This is a genomic window from bacterium, assembly GCA_021372615.1.
GTDB lineage: Bacteria > Armatimonadota > Zipacnadia > Zipacnadales > UBA11051 > JAJFUB01.
The window spans coordinates 1-21740 of sequence record JAJFUB010000089.1 but is presented as its reverse complement, the minus strand read 5'-3'; the positions used below and the strand labels follow the sequence as shown (position 1 = coordinate 21740).

The 21740-nt window shown below is 69.0% G+C and carries 17 protein-coding genes and 2 pseudogenes; 8 read left to right on the top strand and 11 right to left on the bottom strand.

All coding sequences use genetic code 11. The annotated features are described in order from the left end of the window. Positions 1-169: 169 nt before the first annotated feature. On the top strand, positions 170-832 hold the full coding sequence (locus LLH23_13160) for a hypothetical protein (GenBank protein MCE5239421.1): 663 nt from the start codon (positions 170-172) through the stop codon (positions 830-832). A 94-nt stretch (positions 833-926) separates the two neighbouring features. On the opposite strand, the gene LLH23_13155 is transcribed toward LLH23_13160, so the two are convergent. From LLH23_13155 to LLH23_13145, 3 genes are all read right to left on the bottom strand, one after another. After that, positions 927-1505 (bottom strand): mechanosensitive ion channel family protein, encoded by a 579-nt coding sequence (locus LLH23_13155; GenBank protein MCE5239420.1) that lies wholly within the window; start codon positions 1503-1505, stop codon positions 927-929. A 121-nt stretch (positions 1506-1626) separates the two neighbouring features. Continuing rightward, positions 1627-2610 carry a hypothetical protein gene (locus LLH23_13150; GenBank protein MCE5239419.1) on the bottom strand — a complete coding sequence of 328 codons (984 nt, stop codon included), beginning with the start codon at positions 2608-2610 and terminating at the stop codon, positions 1627-1629. Continuing rightward, complete coding sequence (locus tag LLH23_13145; protein ID MCE5239418.1) at positions 2598-3428, bottom strand: PD-(D/E)XK nuclease family protein; 831 nt, start codon at positions 3426-3428, stop codon at positions 2598-2600. The genes LLH23_13150 and LLH23_13145 overlap by 13 nt, the downstream gene beginning before the upstream one ends. A gap of 146 nt (positions 3429-3574) precedes the next feature. On the opposite strand from LLH23_13145, the gene LLH23_13140 reads away from it, so the two are divergent. The 4 genes from LLH23_13140 (at position 3575) to LLH23_13125 (ending at position 11607) form a co-directional block, all read left to right on the top strand. Then, entirely contained in the window at positions 3575-4804 is a 1230-nt protein-coding gene (locus LLH23_13140) for a right-handed parallel beta-helix repeat-containing protein (protein ID MCE5239417.1), read from the top strand. A gap of 97 nt (positions 4805-4901) precedes the next feature. Next, positions 4902-5990, top strand: coding sequence for a site-2 protease family protein (locus tag LLH23_13135; GenBank protein MCE5239416.1), 1089 nt, complete (start codon positions 4902-4904; stop codon positions 5988-5990). A 76-nt stretch (positions 5991-6066) separates the two neighbouring features. After that, complete coding sequence (gene dprA / locus LLH23_13130) at positions 6067-7017, top strand: DNA-processing protein DprA (GenBank protein ID MCE5239415.1); 951 nt, start codon at positions 6067-6069, stop codon at positions 7015-7017. A gap of 123 nt (positions 7018-7140) precedes the next feature. Next, positions 7141-11607 carry an NPCBM/NEW2 domain-containing protein gene (locus tag LLH23_13125; GenBank protein MCE5239414.1) on the top strand — a complete coding sequence of 1489 codons (4467 nt, stop codon included), beginning with the start codon at positions 7141-7143 and terminating at the stop codon, positions 11605-11607. A gap of 67 nt (positions 11608-11674) precedes the next feature. On the opposite strand, the gene LLH23_13120 is transcribed toward LLH23_13125, so the two are convergent. From LLH23_13120 to LLH23_13100, 5 genes are all read right to left on the bottom strand, one after another. Beyond that, entirely contained in the window at positions 11675-12442 is a 768-nt protein-coding gene (locus tag LLH23_13120) for a biotin--[acetyl-CoA-carboxylase] ligase (GenBank protein MCE5239413.1), read from the bottom strand. Beyond that, a complete protein-coding gene (locus tag LLH23_13115; protein MCE5239412.1) occupies positions 12429-13010 on the bottom strand; it encodes a D-sedoheptulose 7-phosphate isomerase in 582 nt (193 codons plus the stop codon). Before LLH23_13115 ends, LLH23_13120 begins: the two co-directional genes overlap by 14 nt. 163 nt (positions 13011-13173) lie before the next feature. Then, on the bottom strand, positions 13174-13914 hold the full coding sequence (locus LLH23_13110) for a CAP domain-containing protein (protein MCE5239411.1): 741 nt from the start codon (positions 13912-13914) through the stop codon (positions 13174-13176). 35 nt (positions 13915-13949) lie between these two features. Beyond that, on the bottom strand, positions 13950-14738 hold the full coding sequence (locus LLH23_13105; GenBank protein MCE5239410.1) for an acyl-CoA dehydratase activase: 789 nt from the start codon (positions 14736-14738) through the stop codon (positions 13950-13952). Positions 14739-14748: 10 nt separating this feature from the next. Then, the gene (locus LLH23_13100) at positions 14749-16221 is read right to left on the bottom strand and encodes an ArsB/NhaD family transporter (GenBank protein MCE5239409.1); all 1473 of its coding nucleotides are present in this window, start codon (positions 16219-16221) and stop codon (positions 14749-14751) included. A 172-nt stretch (positions 16222-16393) separates the two neighbouring features. Between LLH23_13100 and LLH23_13095 the strand changes: the two are divergent. From LLH23_13095 to LLH23_13085, 3 genes and pseudogenes are all read left to right on the top strand, one after another. Continuing rightward, positions 16394-17917: pseudogene (locus LLH23_13095) on the top strand (pyruvate formate lyase family protein). Beyond that, positions 17898-18098: pseudogene (locus LLH23_13090) on the top strand (hypothetical protein). The pseudogenes LLH23_13095 and LLH23_13090 overlap by 20 nt, the downstream one beginning before the upstream one ends. Then, a complete protein-coding gene (locus LLH23_13085; protein MCE5239408.1) occupies positions 18014-18358 on the top strand; it encodes a hypothetical protein in 345 nt (114 codons plus the stop codon). The pseudogene LLH23_13090 and the gene LLH23_13085 overlap by 85 nt, the downstream one beginning before the upstream one ends. Positions 18359-18363: 5 nt before the next feature. Here the strand turns inward: LLH23_13085 and LLH23_13080 are convergent, their stop codons facing one another. From LLH23_13080 to LLH23_13070, 3 genes are read right to left on the bottom strand one after another with little or no spacing between them, the layout of a single operon-like run. Further along, a complete protein-coding gene (locus tag LLH23_13080; protein ID MCE5239407.1) occupies positions 18364-19494 on the bottom strand; it encodes an ABC transporter permease in 1131 nt (376 codons plus the stop codon). Between the two features lies 1 nt (position 19495). Further along, a complete protein-coding gene (locus LLH23_13075; protein MCE5239406.1) occupies positions 19496-20623 on the bottom strand; it encodes an ABC transporter permease in 1128 nt (375 codons plus the stop codon). Continuing rightward, positions 20623-21519, bottom strand: coding sequence for an ABC transporter ATP-binding protein (locus tag LLH23_13070; protein ID MCE5239405.1), 897 nt, complete (start codon positions 21517-21519; stop codon positions 20623-20625). The genes LLH23_13075 and LLH23_13070 overlap by 1 nt, the downstream gene beginning before the upstream one ends. Between the last annotated feature and the right edge of the window lie 221 nt (positions 21520-21740).

Sequence of the window (21740 nt, the reverse complement as noted above, 5' to 3'; positions counted from 1 at the left end):
TAGCGCGAAGGTGGGCGGGGCCCTGCGACGGGGCTGCGGTTCTGGAGAGCCGCGCTCCGGGGCGGGCTGGAAGCCCACACTACCCCCCCATCCTGCAACACCCCCCGCTACTTCGCCCCAACTCCGCAACCGGCAGGCCTCGCCCCGCCCGGCGGCGAAGACCGGGCCCATGCCGACCGACTTGCATGTGGCCCTGCAGCAGCACTACGCCGGGGACGATGGCGTCGTCGAAGCCCTCATCGAGGGCTACCGCGCCGACGTGCTGCGCGAGGGTGTTGTCTACGAGATACAGACCGGGGCCTTCGGCGCCATCCGCGAGAAGCTGCGGCGACTGCTGCGCAAGCACCCGGTGGTGCTGGTCTACCCCGTGGCGGAGCGCAAGACGATCGTGTACGTGGACGGGGCGGGGCGGGAGGTGTCGGCCCGGCGGTCGCCCAAGCGCGGGGCCGCCACCGATGTCTTCGAGCAGTTGCTGCACCTGCACGACCTGCCGCGCCATCGCCGCCTGTCGCTGGAGATCGTCTTCACCCACGAACGGGACCTGCGCCGCCGGGACGGCATGGGCAGTTGGCGACGGCAAGGCGTGTCGCTGATCGGCCGGGAACTGGTGAACATCATCGGCGCGCGGCGCTTTGAGCATCCGCGCGAGCTGGCCGCGCTGCTGCCCGAGGAGCTGCCGCGCGACTTCACGGTCGCGGAGTTGCGCGAGGCGCTCAAGCTGCGCAAGCCCACGGCGGCCAAGATGGCCTACGCACTGCGGCGGTTGGGGGTCGTGAAGCACGTGGGCAAGCGAGGGAACGCGTACGTGTATCGGCGTAGCGGCCGAGGGTGAGCCGGGCAGGCGAGGCCGCCTGCCCTACTGGACTGCTTGAGTGGTCTCCGGGATGCGCCTCGGGTGACGCCGGGGGTGCCGCGTGACGCCGGCGCTACCGCGCGGCGCGGCGCTCGATCTCCCCGGTGCGCGTGTGGTTGATGACCTGCTTGATCGTGTGGTTGGCGATGATCAGCTCGCGGTTGTCGGCGGCCCGCAGGCGGGTGTGACGCAGGCCCGCCTCCACCACCGTGCCGCTCAGGTCGCCAATGGTGACCCGGTCGCCGGTGGCGAACAGGTTGTCGTAGGCGATGAAGTAGCCCGCCACGGCGTCGAGCAGCGCCTGCCAGCCGATGGCGACGGCCACGGCTAGCAAACACACGGTGAGCGGCACCAGCTCGGCGCTGGTGTTGAAGCCCAGGTAGCGCAGCACGACGATGAGGGCGAGGCCGTACAGGACCGCGCGCACGAGCAGCAGCGGCAGCCCCAGGATGATGCGGCGACGGCGGACGCGCTCGGTGGCGTCCAGAACCACATCGCGCTGGAGCACGGGGCCGAAGGCGCGGCGCAGCCGCCGGTTGAGCAGCCAGACCAGCAACTCGGTGACGATACCGATGCAGATGGCCCACACGATACGGTTGGTCAGGGTCGAACTCCAGATCTGGTTGGCGTAGTTGCTGATGGCTTCGAGCATGTGCAGGCCTCGGTCTATGGGTCAGGTATCAGGGAACCGTCGGACCATGGGTCAGCCCCGCAGGCCGCAGCTCCCCGTAGGATGAGACGTTAGCCCAGCGCAGAAGGGTCCGGCTCCCGGGCTACTCCCAGACTTCCTCGTCCGCCTCATCGGGCTCATCATCGTTGTCGTTCGGCACTATCCCGAAGATTCGCCGCAGGCGCTCCTCTTCCTGCAAGCGGGCACGGATCGCGCGGCGCCGCCGCTGGTTGATCAGGTGCACGAGCAGGAACAACACACCCATGGCAACCAGGATAAGCAGCTCGCCCGGGAAGGGCAGCCCGTGCCGGAGGTAGTCGCGGCTGACCTGCTGCAGCCAGGCCTTCTCCAGCTCAGGCTCGGTGCGGCCGTAGGTGCGCAGCAGCGCGCGGCTCATGTCGTGTGTCAGGCCGAGGTTGCGCAGCAACTGCGCGATGCCTCCGTCTGGCTGCTGGTCGTGCAGGAAGCGGACGAAGGTGTAGCTCTCGGCGTAGGCCAGGCTGACCTGCTCGCGCTCGCCGGCGAAGGCCGCGTCGAGCTGCTCGAGCGACAGCAGTCGGCCCTCCAACACCGCCTGCCCCAGGACCTCCCGGTCGGCCTGCGAGAAGTCGTCCGCGGCGTACTTGGCGAGGCCTTCATGCAGCCAGCGCGGCGGGTCAATGCCCACGGCGTCGGCGATCTCATCGAGCAGCACATGGGTCAGTTCGTGGGCCGTAACCGTGCGCATCACCGCCGGGGCCAGCGTCCGCAGCACGATGCGTCGCCCCGGCAGCGCCACGCCCTGCACCCAGGGCGGCATCTTCTCGCCCACGTAGCGGTCGAACTGGCGGTCGTCGCGCGTGACGATCAGCGAGATGGCGGGGCTGCGCTCGCTGCGGATCCCCAGGGCGTCCTGCAGCGTCGGCAGGGCGGCGACACCGGCATGGAGCGCTTCCTCGGCGAAGTCTTCGTCGCGTGCTTCGTAGTAGGCCGTCAGGTTGCCCTTCTGCAGGCCCCGGAGCTGCGCCAGGCACGGCGAGACGAGCAGGAAGGCGGCCAGCATGACCGGCAGGCACCACCACGAAGCACGCCGCGCTAGCGTTGCCACAGCGGACACCTGCGGCGCACGCGGCAGTAGCGGCACTGGCTCCCCTTGACGGGGGCGAAGTCGTGCTCGCGGTACAGGCGGGCCGCGCGGGTGGCGAGGTCGCGGCGGGCGAGGTCAGCCTGCTCGGGCGAGAGCACCACCTCGTGGGCGAGGCGCTGGCGGAGGGAGTAGAAGAGGACGCGGAGGGGCGCGTCCGTATCTGCGCGCGTGAGGACACGCGCGCCCACGCGGCTCGGGAGGTCGGGGCTCGTGTCGTAGTGCTCGTGCGCCAGCAGCCAGAGCACCTGGGCCGACAGGTCGGCGCGGAGCTGGTCCTCGTCCAGTGGGCGACGGGCGGTGACGAAGCGAACCACTTCCCGACCGCCGTCGTGCGGCTGCAGCACGACGTCCGCCACGGCGACGAAGGCCTGACCCTCGATCGCGGCTTCGAAGCGCTGGTCGGTAGCGACCACTTCGACCGTGTCGCCGCGGTGATCGTCGTGGTAGTCCTGCAGCATGCCCCGGCCCTGGTCGTGGAGTTGCTGCTCCTCAATACTGTCGGCGCACAGGTCGCCCTGCCAGTGGGCCTCGAAGCTGTCGAGGAGACTCTCGACGGGAGCCAGGTGCGGACCGCCGCGACCATGGCATTCCACGAGGGCGTGACGCACAGCCGTGTGCAGCGCCGCCGGACCGCCGTGGAAGCGGCGCTCTTCCTCGCGGCCGACAAAGAACGAGAGCAGGAAGCGGCGCGGGCATAGCGCGTAGTCTTCCAGCGCGCGTGCTGCCAGCGGTTGCTGTCGGAACTCGGGTGGGAGTTGGTAGGGCTCGTCAGGCAGCATCACAGCCAATTCGCGATGCCCGGCCCGGAGGCCTCCGTGCGGCTTTGGGAGGGATGCGACGCAAGGGTGACGAACCGGCAAGTGTGGGTAGTAGAGCGTGGGGCTGCACCCACACACAGGCAGGCGATACCGCCAGGAGGAGACAGGTGGCGTCACTGGAGATCACTGTCGGACTGAAGCGCGCGGACATCACCGGCAGCGACCACCTCGCCCTGCAGGCGGCTGTGGACGCCGTACACGCTCTGGGCGGCGGCACCGTCCGCATCCTGCCCGGTGTGTATGGCATGGGCAACTCGCTGTTCCTGCGGCCTCGGATACGCCTCGTGGGCGGCGGCGAGGACACCGTCTTGCGCAAGACGCCGTCGGCCTGCACGAAGCTGATCGAGGACCTGGATTGGTACGGCCGCGTCGTGCCCGTGAAGGACCCCTCGATCTTCCGCGTGGGCGGGGGCCTGCTGTTGCGCGGGCAGTCGCCACACTCGGGCGAGCGGCAGATCGTCAAGCGCACCGTCATCGCCATCGAGGGGCACCACGTCACCATTGATCGCGACCCGCGCAAGAACTTCTGGATTGCCCCGAGCGTGGCCCCCGCGGAGGGTGCACCGGCGTTCACGGGAGCCGAGGCCGCCACGCTCTATCCGCTCATCAGCGGCGAGAACGTCACTGACATCTCCGTCGCGGGCCTGACCCTCGACGGCAACCGGGCCGCGACCGAGCACCTGGACGGCAACCACGGCGGGGGCGTGTTCCTGCAGGATTGCGAGCGGGTGACGATCCGCCAAGTGACCAGCCGCGACAACCACGGCGACGGGATCAGTTGGCAGGTCTGCCATGATGTTACCGTCGAGGGCTGCCGGCTGCTGGACAACGCCGACCTGGGGCTCCATCCTGGCAGCGGCTCACAGCGCCCGGTGATCCGCGGCAACCTGTGCCGTGGCAACGACCAGGGGATCTTCTTCTGCTGGGGCGTCAAGCACGGGCTGGCCGAGGGCAACACCATCGAGGACAGCCGCAAGTTCGGCCTCTCGATCGGGCATCGCGACACCGACAACGTCATCCGCGACAATGTCATCCGGCGCAGCGCCGTGCACGGGGTGATCTTCCGGGAGCATCACCATCCCGGCCGCGACCCGCACCGCAATGTGCTCGAGCGCAACACCATCGAGGACAGCGGAGGCAAGGGCGACTGCATCGCTGTTGAGATGTTGGGGCGTGCCGAGGGCGTCGTCCTGCGCGGCAATGTGATCCGCGATACGCGCCGCAAGAGCCGGAGTCGACGCCGCCTCGGCCTGCGCATCGGTCCGGGCATCCGGAAGCTCACGCTTGAGGACACCTGCTTTGCGGGCCTCGAGGAAGAGATCGTGGACCTGCGCTGAGGCCGGGCGCGGGCGAGGCCGCCCGCGCTACTGGTTCGCCTCGGGCTGCTGGTTCGGCCGCCGGGCGCGGGCGTCACATCGTCACTGAGGTGGACACATGACCTGGTCGTTCCAGATCGGGAAGCTGTTTGGCATTCCCCTGCGCATCCATGTGACGTTCTTTCTGCTGCTGCTCCTGGTGGCAGCGCCGACGCAGGCAATGAGTGGGATGGGCCGCGTCTCCGGCGTGCTGTTCGTGGTGGCGCTGTTCGCGTGTGTCATCATCCACGAGCTGGCGCACAGCCTGATGGCGCGCAAGTACGGCGTGCCGGTGCGCTACATCATCCTGCTGCCCATCGGCGGCGTCGCCATGATGGAGCGCATGCCTGATGACCCGCACCAGGAACTCAACGTGGCCGTGGTGGGGCCGCTGGCCAGCCTGGCCATTGCCGTCGTCCTCAGCGCCATCGTCTTCGTGATGGGCGGCAATGTGCAGACGTTCCTGAGCCCCCTGCACGCCGGGGGCGCGTCCTTCGTGGCGCGGCTGGCCTGGGTCAACATCATGCTGGCCGGGTTCAACATCCTCCCGGCCTTCCCCATGGACGGCGGCCGCGTGCTGCGGGCGCTGCTGGCCTTCCACATGGACTATGCCGCCGCCACGCACACCGCCGCCATCGTCGGCCAGACCCTGGCCATCGTCGGGGGAGTGTTCGCGTTCTTCACCCACGAGTGGTTCCTCGTCCTCATCGCGCTGTTCATCTACATGGGCGCGACGTCCGAGGACACGCAGGTGCGGGTGCGGCGGACGCTGCGCGAGGTGCCCGCATGGCAGGCCATGGTCAACGACTTCCGTGCCCTCGACAAGGATGACACGCTGGCGGAAGCCTTCCAGTATGCGGGCCACAGCTACCAGCACGACTTCCCGGTGGTGGATGAGGGGCACCTCGTGGGGCTGGTCACGCGGCATGCGCTGATCGCCGGGATGCAGGAGCACGGGGGCGATACGACGGTGGCGGAAGTCATGGTCGGCGACCCATGTCGGGTCGGCCCCAACGATAGCCTAGCCGACGTGTTCCAGGAGATCTCGACCGGCGCCTGCCCCGTCGCGGCTGTGGTGGACGAAGGGCGGATGGTGGGGTTGGTGACGCCCGAGAGCGTGAATCAGTACCTGATGGCGTTGGCGTACCAGCGGCGACCGAGCGTGTAGCGGCGCGATTGATCGCGCCCACTCTGTCCGACCGTACTACGGGCGCGATGAATCGCGCCTCTACGGAGACCTGGTGATGGACGACCGCGAGCGCCTGGCATGGCTAGGGCTGTGCTGGGGTGCGGAGATCGGGCCGGCGGGGTTCGCCCGGCTCATGGCGGTCTACGGATCGGCGACGACGGCGCTGCAGGCCGATGAGGCCGCGCTCGTCAACGGCGAGGCGCGCCTCAAGCAGCCACAGGCCGCGGCGATGCAGCGCGTCCGGCACACGCTCGACAGCTTCGGTCGCCTGGCGGAGCAGGTGCGGGGCAACGGGGCCCATGTCTACTTCAGCCCCGACGCAGACTACCCCGAGACGTTGCGCGAGCTGCCGCATCCCCCCCCGGTCGTGTGCGTGAAGGGCCGACTGCTGCCGGCGGATACGCTGGCCGTGGGCATCGTGGGCACGCGCAGCCCGACCCATGAGGGCATGGGCATGGCCGGCAAGCTGGCGACAGCGGCCGCGGCCGATGAGTTCACCGTGGTCAGCGGCCTGGCGCGCGGTGTGGACACCGCCGCTCACCTGGGGGCGCTCAACCGCGAGGGGCGCACCATCGCCATCATTGGCAGCGGGATTGCCAACATCACGCCACCCGAGAACGAGGAGCTGGCCCAGCGCATCATCGGGGTCGGCGCCGTCATCTCCGAGCTGTCCCCCGTCGCCCAGCCCACCATCCCCAACCTGATGGCCCGCAACCGCCTGATCTCGCTCTTCTCGCGCGGAGTCATCGTGGTGGAGTGCCGCGCCACGGGTGGGAGCCTCGCCACCGCCCAGGCGGCCCTGCAACAGGGCCGGCGGCTGTATGCGGTGCAGTGGCCCGAGCAGGACGAGTTGCGCGAGGGCAATGCCCAGCTCCTGGCTCAGGGCGCGGCGGCCATCGCCGGCCCGCAGGACATGGGGTGGGTGGGCCTGCAGTTGCGCACCTGGGAGCGACAGGCCGCCGAGCCCGAGGCACCCGAGGAGAAGCCGCAGTTGTCGCTGTTCTGAACGGCCAATGATGAACTATGAATGATGAGTGATGAATGGCGATGCCGCGCGCGCCAGAGGCAGCGACCGGGCCTCATTCATCATTCATCACTTGTCACTCGTCGCTCCCCGAGGTGGTCTCTCATGCGTCTAGCCCTGATGATCGCTATGCTCCTTCTGGGCAGCCAGGCTTTGCCGCAGGCGGGCCTACGCTGGAACGCGCCCGACCGTGGGGCCAAGGTGGCGGAACTGGCCCCCGGGCGCCAGATGCCGCACCTGACGCCGGACAACCTGTTCGCGGACTACACCAAGCAGCAGATGGCGCTGTGGGCCAAGGATCACCCGGCGCTGCCGGAAGCGGAGGCGTATGCGAAGTATGCCGCCACCGCGCCGACGGACGCGGAGCTGACCGCCGACTTCCCGCGCCACATCGCCCCCTTCGCCCGGGTGAGTTCGCGGTCGGTGACCGCTCCCACGGCCGGCAAGGCCGAGGCGGCTCTGAACACCTACTGTCCCCTGTGCGGCTCCTGGGGCTTCGGGCTGACCTACGAACCCGGCCAGTGGTATGTCGCCACCACCAACTGCTGCAAGACCAGACTCTACGGCCGCGAGCAGGACATGCCGGCGGACTACCCCCTCCGCCCCACCGAGAAGATCAAGTTCCAGCACCTCGATGACACGATGTACGAGGACTCCTGCACGGTCTTCAAGGACAAGGACGGGGTGGAGTGGGAGCTGTTCATCCGCACGATGATGGACTACCGGCGGTGGCTGCAACAGGACTGCGACCTGGTGCGCCGCCTGGCCCAGCAGTTCGACCAGAACGGCAACCCCTGCGCGGTGCACAAGATCGCGATCATCCTGGACCGGGTGGCGGACACGTACCACGGCCTGCCGCTGGCGGCCAACAACACGCTGGCGACGTACCAGGGGAAGCCCCTGACGCGGGCCGCGTGGCAGAGCGTACCCCAGCCCGGCATCTTCGAACTCACACCGCTGGGCAGTTGGGGGCGGCGCATTCCGTTCTCCAGCCCCGGCTGGCTGAACATGGTGGACGAGCACGTCTGGGTCGAGCCCTTCGGCCGCGTACGGCACCACCCGGTCTTCAAGGCCGTGTCGCAGAAGCTGTACGGCGACCCCGAGGCGCTGGACCGCAAGATCATGAGCAAGCTCCTGGGCGACCTGGTGCTCATGTTCAAGACGGCCTTCTCGCAGAAACTGCTGACCAACTACCAGGAGGCCAACTACTGCGACCTGTGGCTGCTGGGGCTGCTCGCCCAGGACGCCACGCTGACTGACTTCGCCGGCCCGGCGCAGGAAGTGGCGATGTACAACCACACCTACCAGGACGGCCTCAACGGCGAGGGCGCGCCCAACTACATGGCCATGCCCGGCGGCTACTTCTACCCCTTCCTGGCCGACCCCAAGGGCTGGCTGGAGTTCTACCCCAGGTTCCTGGAGGACCACCCGTTCTACTATGCGGCCAACGGCGAACTGCGCCGGCTCACAACCGTACGGGGCCTGCAGGTTGAGTTTGGCGACCAGCACGAGCAGGCCTTCGCCGGCAACATGACCGTGGACGCGGCCGCCGTGCGCGAGCAGGAGCGGGTCGGCAGCCGGAACTGGGCGGGCTATGGCGTGGGGATCATGCGCCTCGGCGGGCCGGGCCATCGGCAGGAGCTGTGCCTGGACTACACCCGCGCCACGCTGCACAACGCTCAGGACGCGCTGAGCCTGGAGTGCTGGGTAGACGGCGTCCCCGTGCTGCGCAAGGGGGGCTATGCGGCGTACTGGCACAACGTGCACCTGCAGTGGGACCGCCCGGCGTTCCAGGCGCTCAAGCAGATGGGCTACCCCAAGGAGATCGCCGAGGGCGGACGGCCGCCGGACAACTGGTCGTGGAACTATGCCCATAGCCCGCTGTGCCAAAACAACCTGACCGTGGATGATGTCGGCCCCGGGGCGGGCTGGGGCGACAACCGGGGTTACGGGGAGGTCATCACCTTCAAGGGCGGGGAGGCGGCAGGCGAGCCGGGCTCGGGCTTCCAGGTGCTTGACGTGCGGGACCACTACACCTGGTCGCGCAAGGACAAGCAGATCAACGAGTTCCGGCGCGCGCTCATCGGCGTGGAGGGACCCGACGGGCGACCCTATGTCCTGGACCTGACGAAGATCAGCGGGGCGCAGCGGCACACGCTATACAACAGCGCCGTGGCGGACCGGGCCGAGGCCAATCTGCCCGCGGCGGTGGGCGCCGATGCGGACCTGACGCAGACGTTCTACGGCGGCAAGCTGCCTGAGAACGACAGCGATGCTCCGAACCTCAAGCGCGTGACGAAGGTGGAGCGGCTCGGGCCGGCCGGACCGACCTGGGATGTCACCTGGCGCAAGGATGCCGCGGAGCTGGCGCCGCGCGATCCGGGCGGCAAGCCCTTCAAGCGCCCCCTGCCCGACGACGTGGGCCGCGTGCGCCTGCGGATGATCGGTCTGACCCAGCCCGACGGCCAGACGCAGCTCATCAGCGGCAAGGGGCCGTGGATCGGGACGCTGCACCAGCCGCTGCCCGGCGGGGTGCGCGCCGAGGGCAACGTCGCCTTCCTCGAGGCCCGCGACTTCCTCATCGAGCGGCGCGTCGCCAAGCCCGGCCAGACGGCCACGAGCCTGTTCGCGCACATTCTCGAAGGCTTCCGCGAGGGCGAGCAGTCGTGCGTGAGGACGGTCACGCCGCTGCAAGTCACGAGCCTCGCGGGGCCGGAGCGTGACGCGCTGGCCCTGCGCCTGCAGATGGCCGGCGGGCACACCGACACCGTCATCTACCAGTCGGAAGCGGGGAAGCTCAAGCTGCCCGATGGGACCGAGACCGATGCCCGCTACGCGCTGCTGCGGCAGGACAGGGCAGGGAGGGTGATCGCCTCCGAGGTCTGCCGGGGAACGTACCTGCGCGTCGGGGGCTTCGGCGTGAACTTGCCCGGCGATTTCGCCGGCGAGGTCGTGGACGTGATTGGCGATCTGACCGGCACGCGGCAGGAGACGGCGCTGATCGTCAAGCCCGACAAGCCCTGGCCGGTCCTTGCCTCTCCCCCCCCTTCAGGGGGGGGCCAGGGGGGGGACGCCGTCGGCCCGCTCCACGACCGCCAACTGCTGGTGCGCTATGAGAGCGAGCTGCGCGATCCGGGCAATGAGGGTTGGCGCATAGACAAGGCTACGGCATTGCCCGGCGGGCTCGTGCGCGTGGACATGCAGGACCACGCCCCCCTCATCGTGAGTTGGCACCAGGTCACGGTGTTGCCCGAGGACCGGCCGAACGTCGTGCGCTCCTGGCGACCCGTCGTGGACCACGGTGACAACCCCTGGTGCTGGGGCCTGAAGCTGTGGTTCCCCGCACACAACAAGCTCTACACGATCAAGCAGGTGAACGAGGTCGGTGGCGGTTACGGTGGGGACACCATCGAGTTGGTCGGGAATGTGAACCTGGCGGCCGACGGCATCAAGGTCGGCGACTGGTATGTCATCTACGGCGTCGAGCCGGGGCTGCAGGTGTGTGTCGCCAACGACTTCAGCTTCCGGCAGGAGCCAGCCGAGGGTTGGACCCAGTACAGCGCCACCGGCACGGGCGGCTTCACGCTCAAGTCGCCGGCCACAAGCGGGCCTGTCTGCGTGAGCACCGGCGGCGACTGGACTCTGGCCGCGCAGGGCAAGAGCACCTTCACCGCCGCAGAGACGCAGCGCGGGCCCGTGCGACTGCTGGTGGGCAAGCCGGCGTGGCTGAACCTGAACGATAAGGACGCGCCTGGCGCGACGGTGACGCTGGACGGCAAGCAGATCCCGCTCGAGGAGGCGCCGAAGCTGGGCTGGATCGAGGCGCCCAAGGCGCTGGTCGTGAGCTTCACGGACGCGGCCAATCCACTCGACACCGCCGGGCTGAGTGCGACGCTGCATGGGAAGCCGGTGGCGGCGGCGCTCGTGAAGAGCACACCGGGCGAGCAGGGCAGAAGCCTGCGGGTGGAGGTGGACCTGCAGCGGGCACTGGCGGCCGAGACGGCGGTCCGCAAGCACACGGTGCTGGTTGGCGTGAGCGACAAGTCGGTTGAGCGCCACCGCACCGTTGTGCAGGTGGGGTTCATGGTGCGCCAGCCGCAGGAGGCCGACGCGATCTACCTGAGCGATCTCAAGCCGGTCAGCTCGTTCGCCCATGGCGGCCTGATCCGCGACACGGACTACGTAGGCAACCCGGCCCAGATCGGCGAGGTGTCGTACCCGAAGTGCCTGATGCTCCACCCGGAGCCTAGCCCGCAGGGCGAGCACGCCGAGGTGGTCTACCAGCTACCGACGGACAAGGGCGCCCTGGTGCTCAAGTCCGACCTCGGCGTCAGCACATCGTCCAACGGAGCCGGCAGCGTCGAGTTCGTGGTGCAGGTGAGCGACACCCCGCAGGGAGAGTGGAAGACGCTGTATACCTCGCCGGTAGTACGGGGCGGACAGGAGGCGCAGGTGCTCGAGTTGCCGCTGCCGGGGGCGAAGTACCTGCGGCTCTGGGTCACGTCGGCAGGGGACGGCATCGGCAGCGACCATGCGCTGTGGGGCGGGGCGAGGCTGGTGGCGGGGCGGTGACACGGGAATCGGGATGAGGGCCGGGAGTTCGTGAGGTAGGGCTCATGCCGGACGCCCCCGGCTGGCCTCACGACACCTCGCCCACGGTGACGGTGCGGAGGCCGTCAGCGGTCTCGATGACCAGCCCGCCCTCGGGCGAGAGATCGCGCACCGTCCCACTGATCCACTCGTCGTCGACAAGCACCGCGTGTTCGTGCCCGATGGTCGTCTCCAGCTCGCGCTGCCGCGCGAGGACCTGATCCCATTCCCCCCGCAGCAGCGCATCATACCAGCGGTCGGTCTCGTTCAGCACCGCCGCGAGCGCGTCCTCGCGGGTCAGGCCCGTGGTGGCGCAGCCTGCCAGCGTGCCCGCCCTGTCGCGCAACTCGGGGGGGAAGTCCGTGGCGTTGCCCAGCACGTTGATGCCGATGCCCGCGACGGCATATCCCGGGGCGCGGGCCTCGACCAGGATGCCCACGATCTTGCGCCCTCCGGCCATGACGTCATTGGGCCACTTGGTGCCCACCGGGCAGCCGGCCGCGTGGGCGCACCCGTCGGCCACACCCACGCCGATCATGTTCACCAGGCGCGGGAACAGTTCGGGAGGCAGCGTGGGACGCAACACGAGGGTGAAGAGCAGGGAATGGTCGGGGTGGCCGGTCCAGGAGCGCTGACGGCGACCACGGCCCTGGACCTGTGCGCCGGCGATGACGACCGTGCCCTCGGCCGCGCCCGCCGCGGCCAGGGCAAGAGCATCGTCGTTGGTCGAAGTGGTCTGCTCGCGGTAGAGGAGTGGCCCGCGCAGGCGCCGGCCGTGGAGCTGCGCCGACACGCGCTGCAGATCAAGCCTGCCCATCGCCGCTCAGCTCAGCCTCGACGAGATCGCACAGGATGTGGCCGATGGTGATGTGCGCTTCCTGGATGCGCGGGGTGTCACTGCTCGGGACGCACAGGCACAGGTCCACCAGTGGCTTGAGCGCGCCGCCACTGGCCCCGGTCAGCGCCATGGTCGCCACGCCCATGCTGCGCGCCTGCTCGACGGCCAGCACACAGTTGCGCGCCGTGCCGCTGGTGCTCAGGGCCACCAGCAGGTCGCCCGGCCGCATCAGACCCTCGACCTGCCGGGCGAAGACGCGCTCGTAGCCGAAGTCGTTGCCGATGGCGGTGAGGATGGAGGTGTCGGTGCTGAGGGCCAGCCCGCGATAGGCCGGGCGGTCGCGGCGGAAGCGGCTGACCAACTCGCCGGCCAGGTGCTGGCAGTCAGCCGCGCTGCCGCCGTTGCCACAGAAGGCGATCAGGCCGCCCCCGCGGAGCGTCTCCCCCCAGAGGGCGGCCGCCTGCGCGATCGCCGGTGTGAGGTCTGCCGCCACGGCCTCCTTGACGCGGATGGAGGCGGCCAACTGGGCACGGATGTCGTCTTCCACAGGCACTTCTCCCGATGGGGGGGTCTGCCGGGCAAGTGGGGTCTGGCCCCGGAGAGATCGCCGCAGGCGGTCACGGCGGGGGCTGACCCCATGGCGTGACATGGGCGGGGTCAGCCCCCTCTGAGAGCGACTGCGTCGCTCTCACGGGGACAGACCCCTGCGCCTACCGTCCCGGCTCGACGAACACTTCCGTCAGCCAGTAGTCGCCGTTGGCGTTGGCGGCCAGGCCGACCCCGAGCCACTGCACGGTCGGGTAGAGCATGTTCTGGCGATGGCCGGGGCTACTGAGCAGGTCATGGTGGGTGGCGAGGATCTTCTCCTCGCTCAGGGAGAACAGCGTGCCCCACCGGCGCGCCACATTCTCGCCAATCAGGCGCGGCTTGTAGCCGAACACGGTCCGGAAGCGGTCCTGACAGGTCGTCAGGCCCGGAGTCGGCGAGTTGTGGCTGAAGTAGTTCCTGTCCCGCATCTCCTCACTGTGGCGGCGGGCGACCCGGTCCACGGTGGGGTCAGGCACCACCACCGGCACGCCCTGTTCCAGGCGCGCGGCGTTGATCAGGTAGATCGTGTAGGCCTCGTTGGCGATGATGAGGGCGCGCAGTCTCGCTGCCTCATCCGACGATTGGCCGGGCTCGCCCACCGAGGCGGCCTGGGCCAGCGCATACTGCGCGCGGGCCTCGGCCTCACGGTTCTGCAGCTGGTAGATGACGCCCAGGCGGGCATTGGGCGCACCCCACTGGGGGGCCAACTCCGCCGCCTTGTTGAACCCCGAGACAGCCTGCTGCTGGTGGCCCGCCTCCCATTCCGACAGGGCCTCGCGGTAAGCGGCGATGGCCGCGCGCGAGGCCGGTGGGTCATCGCTGTCGCCAGCGGCGCGGCCGCCGACAGCCACCAGGGCAGCCATCAACAGGACAGTTACAGGCCGGGGATGCGGCCACGTCATCGCGGAGCAGTCTTCCTTTCGGCAGCCAGCAGCGCCGCCCCCAACGCGCCGGTCAGTTGCGGCTGGGGGGGCACGGAGATCGGCAGGCCCACGAGCCCTTGCAGCGCCTCGCGGACGGCGGCGTTGAGCGCCACGCCGCCCGTCAGGGCCACCTGCGGCGCCAGGCCGAGGCGCTGCGTCATGGCCACTACCCGCTGGGCCACGGCCCGGCAGAGCCCGGCTGCCAGATCAGCACGGTTCCTTCCCTGTGCTAACAACCCGATGACTTCACTTTCGGCAAAAACGGTGCAAGTACTGCTCAAGCTCGCAGGATCGCGGGAGGACAGGGCTAGCTCGGCCAGCCCGGCCAGGTCGGTCCCCAGAGCCCCGGCCATGACTTCCAGGAAGCGCCCCGTGCCGGCGGCGCAGCGGTCGTTCATCTCGAAATCGAGCGCCCGCCCGGCCTCGTCCAGTGCGATGGCCTTGCAGTCCTGCCCGCCGATGTCAATGACCGTGTGCGCGTGGGGCAGCACGTGGTGCACGCCGCGCGCGTGACAGGAGATCTCGGTGATGCGGAAATCCACGAAGTCGAGCGCGACGCGGCCGTAGCCGGTGCCACTGAGGCCTTCGAGCGCGGCCGCCTCGACACCTGCCTGCTGCAGGGCGGCGTCCAGGGCCAAGCGTCCCGCCGCCCCGGGATCGTGAGCCAGGCGCAGCAGGGACGTGCCCAGGACGTGCCCCGACGCCGCGTCCAGGATCACGGCCTTGGCCGTCAACGAGCCGACATCTATGCCGCCGGTGATCATGCTGCCGCCCTCATCGCAGAAACACGAGCCAGAGCCACAGACTGCTGATGAGCAGGCCCTGCAGCGTGATGGGGACGCCGTAGCGCATGAAGCGCGCGAAGCTGATGGGATGCCCGGCGCGGGCCGAGATGCCGGCGCCGACCAGGTTGGCCGCGGCGCCCACCAGCGTGAAGTTCCCGCCCAGACAGGCCCCCAGCGACAGCGCCCACCACAGCGGGTAGACGTTGGGTGCGTGGGCGGCGACGGCGAAGTCCGTCGCTTCCGGGTGCAGCGAGGCCGCCATGCTGTGGAGCAGCGCGGTCATCGTCGCCGTGAAGGGCACGTTGCCGATGAGGCCCGAGGCGAGAGCCGAGAACCACAGGACAAACAGCGTCATCACGGTCAGGTTGCCCGCCGTCAGGTTGAGTACCGCCGTGCCCAGCAACGTCACGATGCCGGCCTTCACCAGCGCACTGACCATGACGAACAGGCCGATGAAGAAGAAGATGGTCGGCCACTCGACGTCCCGCAGGGCTTCCTCGGGGCCCTCGCGGTAGAAGATCAGCATGAGGGCGGCGCCGGTCATGGCGATCGTGGCCATCTCCAGGTGCAGCACGCTGTGCAGACAGAAGCCGACGAGCGTCAGGCCGAAGACCAGCAGCGAGCGCCGCAGCAGCTTCCAGTCGGTAATGGCCTCGCTCTCGTTGAACTGCGCCACCAGTCGCCGGTGCTCTTCGGTGACGTGCAGGCGCTTCCCCATGACGAGCTTGATGGTCAGGGAGAAGGCAACCATCGCGAGCACGATGACCGGCAGGTCTACGCGCAAGAAGTCCAGGAAGGTCAGGTGTCCGGCGGAGCCGATGATGATGTTGGGCGGATCGCCGATGAGCGTGGCCGTCCCCCCGATATTCGAGGACAGGATGATGCACATCAGCATCGGGACTGGGTTGATGCTGAGCGCCTCGCATACGAGCAGCGCGGCCGGCACGGTCAGCAGCACCGTGGTCACGTTGTCCAGCACCGCCGACAGGAGCGCCGTCGCCACCGACAGCAGGATCATGATCGCGACCGGGTGCCCTCGGCCGAGCTTGGCTGACTTGATGGCCACCCACTCGAACACGCCCGTCTGCCGCATGATGTTGACGATGATCATCATGCCGATCAGCAGGAAGATGGTGTTCCAGTCCACGCCGCCGATCTCGCCGTGACCGTGCAGGGCTTCCTGCTGGGTCACCAGTCCGGTCACAAGCATGACCACAGCGCCGGCCACGGCGACAGTCGTCTTGTGCAGGCGCTCCAGGGCGATCAGCGTGTAGGCCACGAGGAACACGACACTCGTGAAGGCCTGCCGGAGGTCCATGATGGTGGCGCGCAGCACCAGGTAGGCAGCGGCCCCGCCGACGGCGATCAGCACCGCTTCCCACCGGGCCAGGTGCAGCTTCGCCAGGATGAAGGCGAGGGCCGCGGCCGCGACCCCCACCAGGATGATCTCCTCGATACCCATGACGCTGAGGATTATAGCAGCGGTCTGTTGACACGGTCAAACCGGCGGCCTATGGTGAGCGGGAGCGAGGTGCTGACAGGCCATGGAACTGTCTCCCCGGGTATCGCAACTGCAGCAGGAACTGGCGCAACGGCTCCGGCAACGCCAGGCGCGCCTTGACAGCGACCCGGCCATGGCACAGGCGTTTGGGGAGGCGCTCCTGCGCTCCTACCGGGCCAGCGTCGGCGAGCCGTCGGTGAGGCGCCGGGCCCTGGCCCTACAGGAGGTCGCCGAGAGCCTGCCGATACACCTCGCCCCCCACGACCTGCTCGCCGGACACCAGACTTTCACTCCGCCCGGGGTCGCGCCGGCCTTCCCCCGCGAGGAGCTGGCGGGATGCGGCTACGCGACCAGCACCGGCCACATTGTGCACGACTATGAGGCCCTGGTCCGCCTCGGTGTCGGCGGCCTGCGGCGCGCGCTGCAAGAGCACGCCCCGCGGACGAACGAGCAGCGTACGGTGCTCGCGGCCTTCGCGCTAGCCCTGGAGGCCTTCGCCCGGTTCGTGCGGCGCCATGCGGAGGCGGCCGGGCCGGAACACCCGCTGGCCGAGGACCTGGCGCACCTCGCGGACGCCCCGCCGAGGACCTTCCGCCAGGGCCTGCAGCTCGTCTGGCTCGCCCAGGTCTTCCTGCACGCCGAGAACCCCACAATGGCCATCTCCTTCGGCCGGCTGGACCAGGTGCTCTGGCCGCTGCTGGAGCGCGACCTCAAGGAGCGGAGCCTGTCGCGGGCGCAGGCCTTCGAGCTGGTGTGCGCCTTCTGCCTGAAGTGCTGCGAGGGCGATGAGAGCCAGAACCTCGTCGTGGGAGGCGTGGACGCGCGCGGCGAGGGGGCCGACAACCTGCTGTCCTGCCTGCTGCTGCGCGCGGTGCGGGTGCTGCGCAGCACCCAGCCTTCGCTGACGGTGAACTGGCGCGCGGAAGCATCGGAGATCTTCCTGGACGAAGCCTACGCCCTGGCCGCCGCCGGTCTGGGGCAGCCGGGGTTCATGAACCACGCGGTCGTGTGCCGCGCGCTGCAGGCCGCCGGCTTGCCCCCCGACCGCGCGCAGGACTGGGCTGTCGTCGGGTGCTACGAAGCGGTGTCACAGGGCGACTGCTATGCCAACACCGTGCTGGGTCGACTGCACCTGCCGCAGGTGCTCGCCGACTTCCTCGGCGGGAGTGGCCAACTGGCCCACGACTTCGCGGGGTTCCGCGCCGGCTACATGGAGGCGCTCAACGGGCATTACGCCGCCGAGCTGCGGCGTCTGCAGGCCGCCTGGGACGGGATGGCGGCCCATGCCCCCTCCCCCTTTGGCAGCCTGCTCATGCGCGGCTGCCTGCAGCGCATGCGCCCTCTGGAGTGCGGCGGGGCTGACTACTCATTCGTCGGCATCAATATCCTGGGGCTGGGCACGGCGGTGGACGGTCTGGCGGCGATTCGCGAGCTGGTCTTCGAGACGGGGGAGTTGTCCCTGCCGCGGTTGGCCGATGAGGTGGCCCACGACTTCCCCGACGAGGCCCTCCGGCAGCGGCTGGTGCACCTGTCGGGCCGCTATGGCACCAACACGCCGTGGACGAACGAGCTGGCCGGGTGGCTGTCGCGGCAGGTTGCGGCGATGGTGCTCGACAGCCGGCTCCGCGACGGCGTGCGCCCCTACCCCGCGTTCTTCCGCTTCGGCGCCGACATCCACGACCCCGGCGGCCCTTCGCCCGACGGCCGGCGCGCGACCGACTTCGTCAGCTACGGCGTCGGCCCCGCCGCCTGCGTGTCGTCCACCCCCACGGCCGTCATCGCCTCGGCCAGCCACGTCGCCCACGATCTGTGTGCCTGCGGCAACCCCCTCGCGCTGACGCTGCCGGTCGGCGGCGCCCATGCCGACACGATTCGCTCGCTGGTGGAGACGTACTTCCGTCCGCAGGACTGCGCCCCCTACGGCGGTTACCACTTGCACTTCAACACCGTCAGCGCCAGCCGCCTGCGCGCGGCCCAGGCCGACCCGCTGAACCACGCGGAGCTGCTGGTGCGCGTCAGCGGCTTCAGCGCCCCCTTCGTGACGATGGACGCGCGTTGGCAGGAGGCGCTGATCGAGCGGGCAGAGCAGGGCCCCTAACGGCGCTACAGGCGCTTGCGCATCACGCGGGTGGCCAGCACCATCAGGCCGACTGCGAACCCCGTCAGGGCCAGCATCTGCGGCCACAACACCCCCACTCCCACGCCCTGCAGGAATGAGGCCCGCACGATCTCCAGGAAGTAGCGGAAGGGGATGAGGTAGGTCAAGCCCTGGACGAACGGCGGCATGTTGGCGATGGGGAACATGAAGCCGGAGAGCAGCACCGAGGGCATGATGAGCAGGAAGACCACGATCTGCGCTTCCTGCTGTGTCTTGGACAGCACGGACACCACCAGGCCCAACGCCATGTTGGCCAGCAGGAAGACTGCGGCCATGGCGAAGAGCAGCACGTAACTGCCGCGGAAGGGCACGTGGAACCAGTATAGCGCGACGAGCACGATCAGGCCGGAGTCCAGCATGGCGGCCACCCCCAACGGCACCACCGTCCCGATGAGGAACTCCGAGGTCCGCAGGGGTGTGACCAGAAGCTGCTCCAGCGTGCCGGTCTCGCGCTGGCGCACGACCGACAGCCCCGCCAGGTTCATCGTGATGACCAGCAGGACCATGCCGAACACGGCGGGCACCATGTAGTTGACGCTGCGCAGGTCCACGTTGTACCACACGCGCGGCTCGGACTGCAGGGCGGTCGTGACCGTCCCCCCCGACCCCATGCGCTGCAACTCCCGCGTCACCCAGCGCAGTTGGTGGCTCCGCAACAGACCGACCAGGTAAGCCGTGCCTACGCCGGCGGTGTTGGAGTCGGTCCCGTCCACGTACAGCCCCACCTGCGCCGGCCGTCCCTCGGCCAGGTGGGTCGCGAAGTCCACCGGGATGACCACCCCCACCTGCGCCCGTCCCGACAGCAGCAGCGCGTCGAGCTGTCGCGGATCCAGCACGCTCTCACGGAGCACGAAGTAGCGACTGGCCCCGATCTCCGTGACGAGCTTGCGACTCTCGGCGCTCATGTCCAGATCGCAGACGGCCACCGGGACGTTGCGCACATCGTTGGTCGCGGCATAGCCAAACAGCACCAGTTGCAGGACTGGCGCGACAATGAGCAGACGCAGCCGCACCATGTCTCGGCGCAGAGACAGGACCTCACGGCGGATCACATAGCGAAGGCGCAGCGGGCTCACGTTACAGTCTCTTCTCGAAGCGTTTGGCGGCCAGAGCCACCAGGGCGACCGCGAACAGCGCCAGCGCCAACACCCGCGGCCACAGCAGGGCCAGGCCAGCGCTCTTGAGGTAGATCGAGCGGATCACGACCAGGAAGTGAGTCGCCGGGATGAAGACGCTGAGTCCTTGCAGGACGGTGGGCATGCTCCGCAGCGGGAAGGCGAACCCGGACAGCAGCACCGTCGGCAGCAGCGACACCAGCATCGTCACCAGGATCGCCAGTTGCTGCGTGCGGGTGACGGTGGAGAGGAACATGCCGATGGACAGCGAGGCCAGCAAGTACAGGAAGCTGGCCGCCAGCAACAGCAGGACGCTGCCCTCGGGCACGACGTGGAACACCACCGCGCCGGTGACGACCGAGAGCAGCACATCGGTGAAGGCAATCACCACATACGGCGCCATCTTGCCGATCATGATGTTCGGCGCGTGCACCGGGGAGGTCACGAGGGTCTCGAAGCTCCCGCTCTCGCGCTCGCGCACGACGGCTGTGGAGGCGAGTAGTGCTGCCAGGATGGTCAGCAGAATGGCAATCAGGCCGGGCACAATGAAGTGTGTGCTGTCGAGGCCGGGGTTGTACAGGATGGTGGTGTTGATGCCAAACCCCGTGGGGATCTGGCCGACGGCGCCGGTACGTCGTTGCTCCTCGGCCGCCAACCCCTGCGATACCTGCAGCAAGGCGGCCTCGACGTAGCCCCGGGCCACGGTGGCGCGAGTAGTGTCCGCGCCACTGAGCAACACCTGCACTTCGGCCTGACGACCGGCCCCGAGGCGCTGCTCGAGGTCCGGCGGCAGGACCATCACGAAGATGACCTCCCCGCTGTCCAGTAGCCGCGCCACCTCCTCCTGCCGGGTGATGGCCCCGCGCAGCCGGAAGTAGCCGCTGGAGATGAAGGAGTGCACCAGGTCGCGCGACAGGGCGGTGCCGCTCAGGTCCCACACGGCGAATGGGATGTCGCGCAGGTCGTAGTTGATGCCATAGCCGTAGAGCAGCAGCAGGACGACGGGCAGCACGAGAATCACGAAGAGGCTGCGCGGGTCGCGCAGGTTGTGGATCCACTCGGCGCGGGCAATGGCGAGGGTGCGCCGCATCAGGCGTCCCTCCCGGCCGTCGCCGGGCGCTCGAAGCGACGCGCCAGCGACACGAACACATCCTCCATCGTCGGCACCACGCGCGCGATCGTCTGCACCGGCACCGCGGCGCGCTGCAGCGTCTCGCGCACCAACCCCTCCGGGTCGGCGACCTTCGCGTCCACCTCGGCATGGAGAGCTTCGCCGAACAGTGCTACCTCGTGGACCTCCTGTGTGCCCTGCAAGACCTGCAGGGCGTCCCAGATGCGCTCGGACTGCACCTGGACCAGCCCGCTGACGAGATCACGCCGCATCTGCTCGGGCGTGCCCTGCGCGATCAGCTTGCCGTAGTGCATCATGGCGAGGTTGGTGCAGTGCTCCGCTTCGTCCATGACGTGCGTGGTGACGAAGACCGTGGCGCCGTCGTGGGCCACGTCGGCGATGACATCCCAGAACAGGCGGCGGGTCACCGGGTCCACGCCGCTGGTCGGCTCGTCGAGGAACACCAGCGGCGGCTGGTGGGCGATGGCGGTGGCGAGGGCCAGGCGCTGACGCCAGCCGGTCGAGAGCGTGCGGGTAAGGCGGTGTAGCACCGGGCCCAACTCCAGACGCTGCGCCAGGAAGTCCAGGCGCCGGCGAATCTCCGGCGGCGGCACGGAGTACATCGCAGCGTAGAACTCGATGTTCTCGGCCCCGGTGAGATCGCCATAGAGCGAGAAGAACTGGGGCATGTAGCCCATCTGGGCGCGGATCCGCTCCGCGTCGCGCCAGACATCCAGACCGGCGACGACGGCGTGCCCGGCGCTCGGGGCCAGCAACCCGCACAGGATCCGGATGGTGGTGGACTTGCCCGAGCCATTGGGCCCCAGGAAGCCGAAGACTTCGCCCTGGCTGACGCTGAAGCTCACGTCTGCCACGGCGACGAACTCACCGAACTTCCGGACCAGATGGTCTACTTCGACAGCGAGCGGAATGCCAGTCTCACCTCGAATGCGCGGGCGGTCGCGGTCGGTGACCGCTCCCACACGGCCTGGATCACGTCGTGCATACTCCGCGTGTGGCAGCAGTCGCGGTCGGTGACCGCTCCCACACGGCTTGGATCACGTCATGCGTACTTAGCTTGTGGGAGCGGTCACCG

Bases quoted from the DNA above. Each gene is read 5' to 3' on its own strand.
- LLH23_13075 (MCE5239406.1), bottom strand. From the start codon at position 20,623: ATGCGGCGCACCCTCGCCATTGCCCGCGCCGAGTGGATCCACAACCTG.
- LLH23_13135 (MCE5239416.1), top strand. From the start codon at position 4,902: ATGACCTGGTCGTTCCAGATCGGGAAGCTGTTTGGCATTCCCCTGCGC.
- LLH23_13160 (MCE5239421.1), top strand. From the start codon at position 170: ATGCCGACCGACTTGCATGTGGCCCTGCAGCAGCACTACGCCGGGGAC.
- dprA (MCE5239415.1), top strand. From the start codon at position 6,067: ATGGACGACCGCGAGCGCCTGGCATGGCTAGGGCTGTGCTGGGGTGCG.
- LLH23_13155 (MCE5239420.1), bottom strand. From the start codon at position 1,505: ATGCTCGAAGCCATCAGCAACTACGCCAACCAGATCTGGAGTTCGACC.
- LLH23_13120 (MCE5239413.1), bottom strand. From the start codon at position 12,442: ATGGGCAGGCTTGATCTGCAGCGCGTGTCGGCGCAGCTCCACGGCCGG.
- LLH23_13105 (MCE5239410.1), bottom strand. From the start codon at position 14,738: ATGATCACCGGCGGCATAGATGTCGGCTCGTTGACGGCCAAGGCCGTG.
- LLH23_13125 (MCE5239414.1), top strand. From the start codon at position 7,141: ATGCGTCTAGCCCTGATGATCGCTATGCTCCTTCTGGGCAGCCAGGCT.
- LLH23_13145 (MCE5239418.1), bottom strand. From the start codon at position 3,428: ATGCTGCCTGACGAGCCCTACCAACTCCCACCCGAGTTCCGACAGCAA.
- LLH23_13100 (MCE5239409.1), bottom strand. From the start codon at position 16,221: ATGGGTATCGAGGAGATCATCCTGGTGGGGGTCGCGGCCGCGGCCCTC.
- LLH23_13110 (MCE5239411.1), bottom strand. From the start codon at position 13,914: ATGGCTGCCCTGGTGGCTGTCGGCGGCCGCGCCGCTGGCGACAGCGAT.